Source organism: Kitasatospora sp. NPDC059160 (genome assembly GCF_042755465.1).
Classification (GTDB): Bacteria; Actinomycetota; Actinomycetes; order Streptomycetales; family Streptomycetaceae; genus Kitasatospora.
Window position 1 is genome coordinate 21,104 of the sequence record NZ_JBHZCN010000048.1, and the last position, 12,550, is coordinate 33,653.

Below are 12,550 nucleotides of genomic sequence, written 5' to 3' on the forward strand. Positions count from 1 at the left end.
CCCGCCGCAACCCCGCCGCAACCCCGCCGAACCCCCGCCGAGCCGCCGTCCGGCCCCGGCCGGGCCACCGAACGGACCGCCACCCATGCCCCTGCACCCCCAGGCCGAGGCCTACCGCGCCCACCGCGCGCGCAGCGGCGCACCGCCGCTCTACACCCTCACCCTCGCCGAGGCCCGCGCCGCCGACCTCGCCGACATCCGCGCCGCGTCCGGTACCCCCGAGCCGGTCGCCGCCGTCGAGGAGCACCGCATCCCCGGCCCCGGCGGCGAACTCGCCCTGCGGCTCTACCGGCCCGAGCCGCCCGGCCGCCCGCTGCCCGCCCTGCTCTACCTGTTCGGCGGCGGCTGGACGCTCGGCTCGGTCGACACCAGCGACGCGATCTGCCGCCGCCTCACCAACGCCGTCGGCTGCGTCACCGCCTCCGTCGGCTACCGCTCGGCCCCCGAGCACCCCTTCCCCGCCGCCCTGCACGACTGCCGCGCCGCCCTGGAGCAACTGGTCGCCGGGGCCGCGGACTTCGGCATCGACCCGGACCGCCTCGCGGTCGGCGGCGACAGCGCCGGCGGCAACCTCGCCGCCGCCCTGACCCTGCTGCTGCGCGCCGAGGGCGGCCCGACGCTGCGCCACCAGCTGCTGGTCTACCCCAACACCGACCACGCCGCCGACACCCCCTCGCTGCGCGAGCACGACGACCCGCTGCTGTTCAACCGCCGCTCGGCCGCCTGGTACTGGGGCCACTACCTGGCCGACCCGGCCGACGGCGCCTCCTCGTACGCCTCCCCGCTGCGCGCCGCCGACCTGTCCGGCCTGCCGCCCGCGACCGTCCTCACCGCCGAGTACGACCCGCTGCGCGACGAGGGCGAGCGGTACGCCGAGGCGCTCCGCGCGGCCGGGGTCCCGGTGGACCTGCGCCGCTACCAGGGCATGCCGCACGGCTTCTTCGCCATGACCGGCACCCTGGACGCCGCCGCCGAGGCCCAGGCCCACGCGGCCGCCCGCCTCCGGGAGGCCCTGCGGTGACCGACCACGACCCGACCGGCGTCGACCGGATCGCCGACGACAGGATCGCCGACGACCCGACCGACCTGGCCCTCGCCGACCTGCACGGCTCGCTCGCCGACCCGCTGCTGGACGCGATGACCTTCCTCAACGAAGTCACCACCCGCTACCCCGGCGCCGTCTCCTTCGCCCCGGGCCGCCCCTACGAGGGCTTCTTCGAACCCGAGGACGTCCCCGCCTACCTGGACGGCTACCTCGACCACCTGGCCGACCGCGGCCTCGACCGCGACGCCGTGCGCACCGCGCTGTTCCAGTACGGCCCCACCAAGGGCATCATCGCCGACCTGGTCGCCCGCACCCTCGCCAACGACGAGGGCCTCACCGTCGACCCCGCGGCCGTGGTGCTCACCGTCGGCGCCCAGGAGGGCATGCTGCTGGCCCTGCGCGCCCTGTGCGCCGGCCCGCAGGACGTGCTGCTGGTCAGCTCGCCCTGCTACGTCGGCGTGACCGGGGCGGCCCGGCTGCTCGACCTGACCACCCGGCCGGTCCCCGAGGGCCCCGACGGCGGCCCCGACCCGGCGGCCGTCCGCGCCGCCGCCCGGGAGGTGCGGGCCGAGGGCCGCCGCCCGCGCGCCCTGTACGTCGTCCCGGACTTCGCCAACCCCTCGGGCACCAGCATGCCGGTCGCCGCCCGCACCCGGCTGCTGGACGCCGCCGCCGAGGAGGGCCTGCTGGTCGTCGAGGACAACCCGTACGGCTTCTTCGCCCGCACCCCGGGCCCGCGGCCCACCCTCAAGGCGCTGGACCGCCGCCGCCAGGTCGTCTACCTGGGTTCCTTCGCCAAGACCTGCTTCCCCGGGGCGCGGGTCGGCTACGTGGTCGCGGACCAGCGGGTGGCCGGCCCGGGCGGGCGCCGCAGTCTGCTGGCCGACGAACTGGCCAAGGTGAAGAGCATGACGACGGTCAACACCCCCGCGCTCAGCCAGGCCGTCATCGGCGGCATGCTGCTGGCCCACGACTGCAGCCTGCGGGCCGCCAACGCCCGTGCCACGGCCCACTACGCGGCCGGGATGGACACCCTGCTGCGGGAGCTGGACCGGCACTTCCCGGCCTCCGAGCGGCGCCGGCTGGGGGTGGACTGGAACCGGCCCGAGGGCGGCTTCTTCGCCGTGCTGACGGTGCCGTTCCGGGCCGACGACGCGGCCATGGAGCGCTGCGCCCGGGAGTTCGGGGTGCTCTGGACGCCGATGGCGCCGTTCTACCCGGCGGGCGGCGGCGAGCACCGGCTCCGGCTCTCGATCAGCTCGCTGACGCAGGCCCAGATCATCGACGGTGTCGCCAAGTTGGCGGAGTTCATCCGCTCCTGAGCGGGGCGGAGACAGCAGCGGGGCCCGGCTCGCGGGTGCGAGCCGGGCCCCTTCCGTACCTCCGGTCGGCGTACCCGCGTCAGCGCACCCGGGTGGAGAACAGCCGGGCCGACCAGTACACCGCCAGGACGGTCATCAGCACGACCACCAGCAGGCCCTGCCAGACCGCGGGGTCCCCGGCGTGCCCCGAGAACAGCGCGCGCATGCCCTCCACCGCCCAGTAGAAGGGGTTCCACCGGGCGAGCTGCTGTTGCCACTGCGGCGCCAGGGTGAGCGGCAGCAGCACCCCGGAGAGCAGCGCGATCGGCTGGGCGATGGTGTTCACCACCGGCGACATGGCGGCGTCGGTGGGCACCATCAGCGCGATCCCGTAGGAGATCGCGGAGGTCATCAGGGCCAGCAGGGCCAGCAGGACGTAGGCGAGCAGCAGGTTCAGCGGGCTGACCCGCAGGCCGAACGGCAGCGCGATCAGGGTGATCAGCACGGCCTGCACCAGCAGCGCCACCATCTCGCGCAGGGCCCGGCCGAGCAGCAGCGCCAGTCGGCTGACCGGGGTGACCCGGGAGCGCTCGATGATCCCGGCCCGCAGTTCGCCCAGCAGGCTGAAACCGGTGAACAGCCCGCCGAAGATGCACAGCACGGCCAACAGGCCCGGTACGTAGACCTGGTAGGTGTCGGCGTAGCTGCCGGAGCCGTCCGGGGTGAGCACCTTCTTCAACAGCGGGGCGAACAGCACCAGGTAGAACAGCGGCTGGATGATGCCGACGGCGATCCAGATCGGGGTGCGGATCATGAGCAGCAGCTGGCGCTGGAGGATCAGCCAGGTGTCGCGGGCGAGCTTCACGGTCTCCCCAGGGGGTCGGGCAGGCAGGGCGGTGGGGCTGGATCAGGACTGCTGCAGCGAGCGGCCGGTGCGGGCCAGGAACACGTCGTCCAGGCTGGGCCGTTGGAGCTGCACGGTGCCGGGGGTGACGCCTGCCGCCTCCAGGGCGCGCAGCAGCCGCGGGATGGCGGCCGCGCCGTCCTCCAGGTAGAGCCGCAGCCCCTCGTCGCCGTTGGCCTCCAGCCGGTGCAGGTACGGCTGCGGGCGGAGCACCGCCGCGGCGCGTTCGGCGACGTCCTCGCCCGGGAGGAGCCCGAGCAGCACGACGTCGCCGGAGATCTCCCGCTTGAGCGCCTCGGGCGTGCCCTCGACCACCACCTGGCCGTGGTCGACGATGGCGACGCGGTCGCAGAGCGCGTCGGCCTCGTCCAGGTAGTGGGTGGTGACGACCACGGTCATGCCCTCGGTGCGCAGCCGGCGGATCTCCTCCCAGACGTACGCCCGGCTGGCCGGGTCCAGCCCGACCGTGGGCTCGTCCAGGAACAGCACCTGCGGCTGGTGGATGACCCCGAGGGCGATGTCCACCCGGCGGCGCTGGCCGCCGGAGTAGGTGGCGCACGGCCGGTCGCCGAAGTCGCCCAGGTCGAAGGCCTTGAGGGCGTCCTCGGCGGCCTGTACGGCCCGGGCCTTGCCCGCGCCGTACAGCCGGGACTGGAGCACCAGTTCCTCGCGGGCGCTGACGGTGTCGGTGGTGCCGCCGCCCTGGGCGACGTAGCCGATCCGGCGGCGGACCCCGGCGGGGTCGGTGAACAGGTCGGCCCCGGCGATGGTGGCCCGTCCGCCGTCGGGGCGGATCAGGGTGGCCAGCATGCGCAGGGTGGTGGTCTTCCCGGCGCCGTTGGGGCCGAGGAAGCCGTAGATCTCGCCGGCGGCGACGGACAGGTCGATGCCGCGCACGGCGTCGACGGTGGAGTCCTCGCCGCTTCGGCGGGAGGTCTTCTTGCGGTAGGACTTGCGCAGTCCCGCGGTCTCGATCAACCGGAACTCCCGTACGGGGATGGGCTGCCACGGCACCCGGGAAAGGGCGGGCTCGGCGCCTGGGAAAGGCGGTGTTGCTGCGACACCCTAGAGGCGGACCAGGCCCGGAGACAATGGCCTAGACCAATGGACGTGTGATCACCTGTTCTGCTAAGGGGCGGTCACGGGGCGGTCGCCGGGGGCTGAGGCCGAGGGCCCAGCGCCTCCAGCCGGTCCGCGGCCGCCGTCGCGCCGCCGCCCGCCAGCAGGTCCCGGCCGACCTGAACCGCGCGGTCCCGGTGCTCCGTGGAGTCGAGTACGGCGGTGAGCGCCGCCGCCAGCCGCTCGGGCGTGACCCGGGCGAACGGCACCCGCAGGCCCGCCCCGGCCGCCGCCACCTGCGCGGCGACGAAGGGCTGGTCGTGCCGGATCGGCGCGGTCACCAGCGGCACCCCGTGCGCCAGCGCCTCGCCCACGGTGTTCATCCCGCCGTGGCAGAGCACCGCGTCCAGCTCGCCGCGTGCCAGCAGCTCCAGCACCGGCGCCCGGTCCACCGCCACCGCGTGCGGGGGGAGTTCGGACGGCGGGGGCAGCAGCTCGCGCGGCGCCGCGAACACCGGCTGCACCTGCGGGCCGCACAGCTCCAGCGCCCGGACGGCCCGGGCGAGGAAGTCGGCGCCCAGCTCTCCGGCCAGCGTGCCCATGGTGACCAGCACCCGCCGCCGCCCGGGCAGCAGCCGCTGCCAGGGGAAGTCCGGATCGTGCGGGCGCGGCGCGAGCACCGGCCCGACCTGCGCGTGGTGCGGCGGCGCGGCGCTCCCGGTCAGCGCCGGCCCGGTGGTGGCCAGCACCAGGGCGGGGGAGAAGCGCGGGTCCAGGTACTCCTCGGCGGGCAGCCCGGCCCGCTCCCACAGGCCGCGCAGCAGCCCGGTCATCCAGGCCTCGACCTGCGGCAACGCCCGGTAGGGGTGGCCCAGTTCCATCGCCCCGGGCGCGAAGGACGCCCAGGGCAGGCCGTGCCGGTGCGCGACCAGCGCGCCCGCCGGGGTGTGCTGGTCGACCAGCAGCACGTCCGGCCGGTACTCCCGCACGAGGGTGTCCAGCGGCTTCGCGGTGAACCGGGCGTACGGGACGATGAAGCCCTCCCAGAGCGAGCGCAGCGCCGCCAGGCCGTGCCCGCCCTGGGCCCGGAAGGCCCGGGTGCCGGTGCCGAGCACCCGCGCGTCCGGGCCGAGCAGCGGGCGCAGCACCGACTCCGTGCCGGTCCAGGCGACTTCGTGACCGCGTGCGGTCAGTTCGGCGGCGATGCCCGCGGCCGGGTTGACGTGTCCGGTGAGCGGCGGCATCACCAGCAGGAACCGGGTCATCGGCGGTCCTCCTCGGGGAGCAGGGCCTGGAGGTCGGCGACGGTCAGCGCCTCCAGGGCGGCCAGGTCCAGTCCGGCCCGCAGGGCGGCCAGGTCGGCGGCGGGGCCGAAGCGTGCGGGCAGCCGGACGGCCAGCTCGGCGAGTTCGCACTCGTCCAGCAGCAGGTCGCCGTCCAGGCGGGCGTCCGGGGCCAGCCGGTCCGCCCAGGCGGGCGGCGCGCCGGCCACCTCGGCCAGCAGGGCGGCCAACACCCGGTTCAACGGCTGCGCGGGGAGGGCTGGTTCACGGTCTGACATGGGAGGTTCTCCCGTCCGGTCGACGGTACGGAGTGGCGTGCGGGGTGACGTGCGCAAGGGCGGTGCGGAGTGGGGTGGCGCGGCGGCCCCGGTGGAGCGGCCCGCGCGTGGCGCGGGGAGCCGGGGAGGGCGGCTCCGAGGGCGCCCGAGGAGGCGGTCGCGCAGGAGAAGCGCCCGAGATCACTTGTGCGACCAGGCGGGCGTCGGAATACTAGCCCGGGTGACCGCACTGGAGGCAGTGGCCGTTCACCTCCCCCCACACGCCGTGCCCATCGAGGCGGTGGGCGAGCGCATCGGCCTGACCCCACGTCAACTCCGTCTCTTCCGCCGCTTCCACGGCCTGGACCAGCTGCGGCTGGATCCGGGCGGGACGCTGCCCGACCTGCTCGACGCAACCCTCGACGACCTGCCGGAGCTGCGCGGACGCGAACAGCACGTCCGCTTCGTGATCCACGCCCGCAGCATGCCGGTGGCCGTGCCCTACCCGCTCAACCCCCTGCACGAGGTGCTCGCCGGCCGTGGGCTGGCGCACGCGAGCGCCTTCACGGTGACCCACCACGCCTGCGCGGTGGGCCTGTTGGCCATCGACCTGGCGGGCCGACTGCTGGCCGGCGATCCCGACCCGCAGGCCCTCGCCCTGGTGCTGGCGGGGGAGAAGACCTTCACCAAGGACGCCCAGGTGGTGCCGGAGACCGGGATCTTCGCCGAGGGCGCGGCCGCCTGCCTGGTCAGCGCGGACGGGCCGCAGCACCGGGTGCGCTCCTTCGCGGTGCGCCAGCGCCCGGAGTTCGACGGCCGGCTGGCCGAGGACGCGGAGCTGCTCGCCCGCTACCAGCGGGAGTACCCGAACGTCATGGTGGAGGCGATCGAGGCCGCCCTCCAGCAGGCCGGTCTGGACCTCTCCGACCTGGCCGCGGTGCTTCCGCACAACGTCAACCAGGCGTCGTGGCGGATGATAGCGCGGCGGATCGGCTATCCGCTCGACCAGGTGGTGCTGGACAACGTGCTGTCGGTCGGGCACAGTTTCGCTGCGGACAGCCTCATCAATCTTCACACCGCCACCACGCGGGGGCTGATCCGCCGCGGCGACCACTACCTGATCGCCGCCGCCGGTATCGGGGCCACCTTCTCCGCGATGGTGATGCAGTACTGACGCTCCGTCAGTCGACCGCTCGAACCACCGGGCGCGTTCCCCACGTTGTCAATCCAGAGCACACTTCCCACGCACGACGGGACGGGACACCCATGTCAGAATCACTGGTCCAGACCACTGACCCCGAGCTGCGCGAGCGGATCCTGCACGGCATCGGCGAACTCCTGCCACGCGTGCTCAAGCGCGAGCTGCCCGAGATCCCCGCGGACGCCTGCCTGTTCGACGACCTCGGCCTCACCTCGGCCGGCACCATCGAGCTCATCCTGGAGCTGGAGGAGTCGCTCGACATCCAGGTGGACGTGGAGCAGATCACCGAGGACGACCTGCGGTCGGTCACCAAGCTGGCCGACTACGTCGCCGGGCACCTCATCGCCGAGGACTGACCGGGTGCCCGTCGGTCCCCCCGGTTCCCCTGTCGGCCCTGCCGCTCCGGCCGGTGCGCCCGCCCCGGCCGGACTGCGGATCACCCGGGTCCTCGCCCGGTGCTCCGACGGCCGTTCGGAGGCCTCGCTCGACCCCGACCTGCGGGTCTTCGTCTCGGACCTGGTCCGCCCGTACGGCCTGCCGCTGCGCGAGGACCTGCTGCGCGAGGGCGTCGGCCACTCCTACGAGGAACTGGCCGCCGGGCTGCTGCGCGAGGCGGTGGGCGAGGACGAGCCGGTGGACCTGCTGATCCTCGCCTTCGACACCCCGGACGTGCGCCCCGGCGCACCGTCCTCGCTCGCGCTCAGCCGGTCCGTCCCCGGCGGGCCGCTGGCCTTCGCGGTCTGCGACCAGGGCAGCGCCGCGGCCTTCACCGCCCTGCGGCTGGCCGCCGAGTACCACCGCACCGGAGCCTGCCGCCGGGCGGTGGTGGTGCTCGCCGAACAGACCGCGCTGCACTATGAGCCGGCCGAGCCGGTGGCGCTGCCCCGGCGGCACGCCGTGGTGGTGCTGGTCTGCGAGGAGGAACCGGGCGAGGGACTGACCGTGCGGCAGCAGCACCACCCCGCCGACCGCCCGGCGTCCGCCGTCCGGGCCCGGACGGCGGAGCTGGGCCCCGGGGCGGCGGTGCTGGACGCGACCGGCGCCGACGACGGGCCCGCCGCGCAGCCGTTCACCGGCCCGTGGGCGGAGCTCGCCGAGCGGCTGCCCGAGTGGCGGGCGCAGCGGCGCCCGCTGCTGGTCGCCGGGCTGGACCGCCGGCTCGGGGTGCTGAGCACCCTGGCCCAGCCGTGACCGCCGTCGACCTGCGGCTGATCGACGCCGATCAGCCGGCCGAGGTGGTCGCCCGGCTGTGGCGGACGCTGGACGCGGAGGAACGGGCCCGCGCGGTGCGGGCGGACGCCGTGCGGCGGAGCCGGTTCACCGTGGTGCGCGGCGCCGTCCGGGAGCTGGTCGCCGAGCGGCTCGGCATCCGCCCGGCCGAGGTGGTCTGGCGGCGGGGCCGGCACGGCAAGCCGGAGCCGGTGGGCGCGGGCGGGTTACGGGTGAACTGGTCGGCCGCGGAGTCGCTGGCGGTGCTGGCCCTGGCCGAGGGCCGGGCGGTCGGCGTCGACGTGGAGCGGCTGCGGGAGGCCCGGCTCGCCGAGCGGATGGCGGCCCGCTGGTTCCCCTTCGAGGAGGCGCGCTTCGTCGCGGAGGCGGCCGAGCCCGCCGAGCGGGCGGCCCGGTTCACCGTGCTCTGGTGTCGCCGGGAGGCTTGCGTGAAGGCGTACGGCGGGCGGCTGGTCCAGGCGCTCGGGGTGTCCGTGGCGGGCCCCTCCCCGCTGTCGGTGGCGGATCCCGGCCCGCTCGGGGCCGGTCCGGTGGGGCTGCGCGACGTGTCCGTCCCGGAGCCGTACCGGGCTGCCGTCGCTCTGCTCGGAGACTGTCCTGATCAGGTCAACGCCCTTTCCTGGTCAGCGAGTTGATTGACCGTCGGCTCGCCTGGACGATCACCGGCGGCCGCTGGTAGCGTCCGCCCGTACTCCCCGCTGAGACCTTCCCGGCGAGCCGAAGGGCACGTACGACGTGACTGCGCACCACGCTGCACCGCGAGCTGCCGACCCGCACGAGACCGACCCGCACCAGACCGACCCGCACGACGCCGATCCGCACGACGCCGACCCGTACGAGGCGGCACCGCACGGCCCGGCCCGGGCGCACCGGCGGATCACCGTCCGCTTCGCCGCGACGACCGGCGGCTCGGGGCCGCTCACCCGGGGCCAGGACAACATGATCCGGTGCATCCGGCGCGACGCCCCCGAGGCGATCAACAAGGAGTCGGTCTGGCCCGTGCCGCCCGGCGCCTCGCTCGCCGCCGGCCTGGACGCGCTGCGGCTGCTGGTCGAGCGGCACGAGTCGCTGCGCACCTCCTTCCCGCCCGGACCCGGTCCGGACGCCTTCCCGGTGAGCCAGGTGGTGCGCGGGGACGGCCGGTTCGCCGTCACCGCGGTCGAGGCGGGTGGTCTGGATGTCCGTGAACTCGACGCACTGGCAGCTGAGTTGGGTCAGGCCGACGTCGCGGTGCCGGTCCCTCTGGACATTGTGCCGAGGATCCGCTTCACCCTGCTCGTCGACGGGCAGCGGCTGCTCCGGCTGATCGCCGTGGTCTGCCACGCCGGTGCCGACGGCGCGGCCACCGCGCTGCTGATCCAGGACTGGTACGCCCTCGCGGCCGGGAAGGAACTCCCGCCCGTCAGCGCCCCGACGCCGATCCAGATCGCCGCCGCCGAACAGAGCCCGCAGGGCCGCCGCCGGGCGGCCGGTGCGTTGCGGCACTGGGCCCGGGTGCTGGGCAGCGGCCCGCAGGTAGTGTTCGCCGACTCCCGGATCACCGGCCCGCCGAGCGGCCCCGCCGCCCTGATGGTGCGCTCCCGCACCGCGGCCGCCGACCTCGCCGCGGTCTGCCGCCGCACCGGCGCGAGCCCCTCCGTCGTCCTGCTCGCCGCCTTCTCCGCCCTGGTCGCCCACCGGGCCGGGCGTGCGGAGCTGGCCGTCTCGGCGCTCTCCGCCAACCGCCAGCGCGCCGCGCTGCTCGACCACGTCGGCACCCTCGCCCAGGACGCCCTGATCCTGCTCGACACCGGCACCGCCGACCTCGACCAGCTGATCGGGCGCACCAAGTCGGCCTCGCTGAGCGCCTACTGGCACAGCGTGCTGGACGCCGAGCAGGTCTGGCAGCTGGTGGAGGACGCCGCACACGTGCGCGGCTCCCGGTTCGCCCGCCAGGTGGTCGTCAACGACCTGAGCCTCACCATCCCGGCCGCCGTCGCCGACGCCCAGCCGGCCGCCACCGCCGACCCCGAACTCACCCCGCTGCCCGCCCCGCCGCTGCCCGTCCGGCTGATGTTCACCATCCTGCGGATCGCCGGGAGCCTCGACTTCGCCCTGATCTCCTGCCCCCAGGTGCTCGACCCCGAGGAGACCGAGCGCTTCGCCCGGGCCCTGCTCGACCTGCTCGCGAAGGCCGCCGTGGGGCCCGTCCCGCTCGCCGAGCTGCACGCGGCCCCCGGCCCGCCCGCTGCTGCTGCCGGCGCCGACGCGAGCGGCGGTGACTGGCAACTCGTCGACGGGGCCCGGATCGACCTGGCGGCCGTCCGCGGCCTGGTCGGTGCCGCACTCGACACCGCCCTGGACACCGGCCTGGACACCGGCCCGGACACCGGACCCGGCGGCGGCCCCGACCCCGCTCCGGCCTTCCGCCCCGATTGTCGAGTCACCGTCGAGGACGGCAGGTTGACCGTCGACCTGACCACCGCCGACCCCCACCTGACCCCCGCCGACGTGCACCGCGCGGTGGTCGCCGCGCTCCCCGGCCGGGACACCGCGATGGCGCCGCAGCACTACCGGATCCACCACCTCGGCCCGGACGGCGAGCGGCTCGCCTCGGGCAGCGGCCGTGACCTGGAGGTCGTCGCCCGGTTCTCGGCACTCACCTGAACGTGGGACCGCGGGGCCGCCGGGGGTCGTCACCCCAACGGGTCCCGTCGGTCCTGCGGTTCCTCCTCGCCGAACGCCCGGGAGAGGTCCCAGGAGCACGCCGAGGTCGCGCCGGAGGTGAGCCCCCACGGGTTCGGCACCTCCTCCTCGTCCCCGTCCTGCAACGGCAGCCGGTCGATCACCGCGACCAGCGCGGGCGGCAGTTGCGGGGCCAGCCCCCGGTGCACCCGGGCGAGGATGTCCCGCCGCGCGTCCTCCGGCAGCAGCGGCCGGCTCATCCGCAACGGCCTTGGCCCGGGCGGGCGTTCGGTCGTCGAGAGCTGTTCGGACCAGGCCCGCCAGTAGTCGGCGTCGTCGGTCTCGCCGAGCATCAGGTGGTGCAGGTGGAGGCAGTACGCGGCCGTCCCGCTGCCCGAGCCGGCCGCGAAGCGCCACCAGAACTCGGCGCCCTCCTCCTTGCCGGTGGCGTACAGCAGGGCGCCGAACACCTCGGCCCCCTCGGGCTGGATCCGGCGGGCGTTGACCAGCAGGTCCAGCCCGCGGGAGGCACAGGGCGCACCCAGCACCAGGGCGACCACCAGGCCGAGTTCGAAGGCGGCCTGCTCGTGCTCGGTGGGCAGGTGGGCCGGTGCGGCGGTGATCCGGGCCTGCCGCAGGGCCGCGATCCGCTCGGCGTGGGCACGTTCGGACCGGGGCACGTGGAACACCGCGCGCCCCCCGTCTGCCGCACGCTCCCCGCTCACCCCGTCGGCCGCACCCGCCCCGTCCCGACGTCGCTCCACCCCGTCGGCGTTCACGCTTCGCCGCCGCGGTCCGGCAGTTCACCCACCCCGAGCCGGCGGGCCAACCGCTCCCGGGCGTGCCGCAGGTTGGAGTGCACCGTGGCCACCGGCCGTCCCAGGTAGGCCGCGATCACCTTGGCGTGCAGGCCCAGCAGGTAGCGCAGGATCACCACGTCCCGCTGCCGGTCCGGCAGTTCGAGGATCGCCGCGTACAGCCGTACCTCGTCCGCCTCGCTGTGCAGCAGCCCGTCGGCGACCTGCTTGAACGCCCCGATCACCGCCGCGAAGGTGACCGCCTCCACCTCGACCGGCTCCTCGGCCGACACCCAGTCCCCGACGTGCCGGTTCGCCAACCGCCAGGCGTACGCGGCCGGTTCCTCGAACCGCAGCACCTGGGGCCAGCAGCGGGCCAGGTCGGCCTTGACCGCCTCGACCACCAGTACGGCGTCGGTCTGGCTGCCTATCCTGGTCAACGCGAGGGCGTGCCAGGCGGGTTCGTGGGTCTCGCAGAAGGCGGCGTAGGTGAGGTCCAGTCGCAGGCCCGGCTCCATCACCGCCATCCGCTCCACCCCTGCGGCACCGGCGTGCTCCACTGCCGTCCCGCCCCGGTACCCGCGCGCGGGGCACCCCTGTCGATCGTCATCGAGCCTGCTTTCCGTGGCCGTCGGCTGCGCACCGGGCCACCCGAGGGTCGGGCTGTCCGCGCCCATCCTCATTCCATCAGGCCCGTCACTCCAGGCTGCAAAGCGAATACAGATTGTCATCCCATCCGATTCCATGCGAATTCGGGCCGGCCGGGGGACGATTGGCCCCCGGACGCGGTGGGCAGCAATCGGACGGTG

General features: G+C 75.1%; 13 protein-coding genes. 7 read left to right on the plus strand and 6 right to left on the minus strand.

All coding sequences use genetic code 11. The features are described from left to right. Positions 1-85 precede the first annotated feature (85 nt). Entirely contained in the window at positions 86-1,021 is a 936-nt protein-coding gene (locus ACFXOZ_RS21355; protein WP_380526449.1) for an alpha/beta hydrolase, read from the plus strand. After that, positions 1,018-2,367: a PLP-dependent aminotransferase family protein gene (locus tag ACFXOZ_RS21360; protein ID WP_380592050.1), complete on the plus strand. Its 1,350-nt coding sequence runs from the start codon at positions 1,018-1,020 to the stop codon at positions 2,365-2,367. The genes ACFXOZ_RS21355 and ACFXOZ_RS21360 overlap by 4 nt, the downstream gene beginning before the upstream one ends. Positions 2,368-2,446: 79 nt before the next feature. Here ACFXOZ_RS21360 and ACFXOZ_RS21365 read toward each other — a convergent pair whose 3' ends face one another. From ACFXOZ_RS21365 to ACFXOZ_RS21380, 4 genes are all read right to left on the minus strand, one after another. Continuing rightward, a complete protein-coding gene (locus tag ACFXOZ_RS21365; protein ID WP_375886935.1) occupies positions 2,447-3,211 on the minus strand; it encodes an ABC transporter permease in 765 nt (254 codons plus the stop codon). A gap of 42 nt (positions 3,212-3,253) precedes the next feature. Further along, on the minus strand, positions 3,254-4,228 hold the full coding sequence (locus tag ACFXOZ_RS21370; RefSeq protein ID WP_375886937.1) for an ATP-binding cassette domain-containing protein: 975 nt from the start codon (positions 4,226-4,228) through the stop codon (positions 3,254-3,256). A gap of 161 nt (positions 4,229-4,389) precedes the next feature. Further along, positions 4,390-5,574 carry a glycosyltransferase gene (locus ACFXOZ_RS21375; protein WP_380592052.1) on the minus strand — a complete coding sequence of 395 codons (1,185 nt, stop codon included), beginning with the start codon at positions 5,572-5,574 and terminating at the stop codon, positions 4,390-4,392. Next, entirely contained in the window at positions 5,571-5,870 is a 300-nt protein-coding gene (locus ACFXOZ_RS21380) for a hypothetical protein (RefSeq protein ID WP_380526454.1), read from the minus strand. Before ACFXOZ_RS21380 ends, ACFXOZ_RS21375 begins: the two co-directional genes overlap by 4 nt. A gap of 220 nt (positions 5,871-6,090) precedes the next feature. Between ACFXOZ_RS21380 and ACFXOZ_RS21385 the strand changes: the two genes are divergently transcribed. The 5 genes from ACFXOZ_RS21385 to ACFXOZ_RS21405 all read left to right on the plus strand — a co-directional run bounded on the left by ACFXOZ_RS21385 (position 6,091) and on the right by ACFXOZ_RS21405 (position 10,926). Continuing rightward, entirely contained in the window at positions 6,091-7,023 is a 933-nt protein-coding gene (locus tag ACFXOZ_RS21385) for a 3-oxoacyl-[acyl-carrier-protein] synthase III C-terminal domain-containing protein (protein ID WP_375886944.1), read from the plus strand. A gap of 92 nt (positions 7,024-7,115) precedes the next feature. After that, positions 7,116-7,406: a phosphopantetheine-binding protein gene (locus ACFXOZ_RS21390; RefSeq protein WP_375886946.1), complete on the plus strand. Its 291-nt coding sequence runs from the start codon at positions 7,116-7,118 to the stop codon at positions 7,404-7,406. Between the two features lie 4 nt (positions 7,407-7,410). After that, complete coding sequence (locus ACFXOZ_RS21395) at positions 7,411-8,241, plus strand: hypothetical protein (protein WP_380592054.1); 831 nt, start codon at positions 7,411-7,413, stop codon at positions 8,239-8,241. Next, complete coding sequence (locus tag ACFXOZ_RS21400) at positions 8,238-8,915, plus strand: 4'-phosphopantetheinyl transferase family protein (protein WP_380592056.1); 678 nt, start codon at positions 8,238-8,240, stop codon at positions 8,913-8,915. Before ACFXOZ_RS21395 ends, ACFXOZ_RS21400 begins: the two co-directional genes overlap by 4 nt. Before the next feature lie 100 nt (positions 8,916-9,015). Beyond that, a complete protein-coding gene (locus tag ACFXOZ_RS21405; protein ID WP_380592058.1) occupies positions 9,016-10,926 on the plus strand; it encodes a condensation domain-containing protein in 1,911 nt (636 codons plus the stop codon). 29 nt (positions 10,927-10,955) lie between these two features. On the opposite strand, the gene ACFXOZ_RS21410 is transcribed toward ACFXOZ_RS21405, so the two are convergent. After that, positions 10,956-11,624, minus strand: coding sequence for a hypothetical protein (locus ACFXOZ_RS21410; RefSeq protein WP_380526463.1), 669 nt, complete (start codon positions 11,622-11,624; stop codon positions 10,956-10,958). A 95-nt stretch (positions 11,625-11,719) separates the two neighbouring features. Continuing rightward, complete coding sequence (locus ACFXOZ_RS21415) at positions 11,720-12,268, minus strand: RNA polymerase sigma factor (protein WP_380592060.1); 549 nt, start codon at positions 12,266-12,268, stop codon at positions 11,720-11,722. Positions 12,269-12,550 lie beyond the last annotated feature (282 nt).

Bases quoted from the DNA above. Each gene is read 5' to 3' on its own strand.
- ACFXOZ_RS21355 (WP_380526449.1), top strand. From the start codon at position 86: ATGCCCCTGCACCCCCAGGCCGAGGCCTACCGCGCCCACCGCGCGCGC.
- ACFXOZ_RS21375 (WP_380592052.1), bottom strand. From the start codon at position 5,574: ATGACCCGGTTCCTGCTGGTGATGCCGCCGCTCACCGGACACGTCAAC.
- ACFXOZ_RS21380 (WP_380526454.1), bottom strand. From the start codon at position 5,870: ATGTCAGACCGTGAACCAGCCCTCCCCGCGCAGCCGTTGAACCGGGTG.
- ACFXOZ_RS21390 (WP_375886946.1), top strand. From the start codon at position 7,116: ATGTCAGAATCACTGGTCCAGACCACTGACCCCGAGCTGCGCGAGCGG.
- ACFXOZ_RS21415 (WP_380592060.1), bottom strand. From the start codon at position 12,268: ATGGCGGTGATGGAGCCGGGCCTGCGACTGGACCTCACCTACGCCGCC.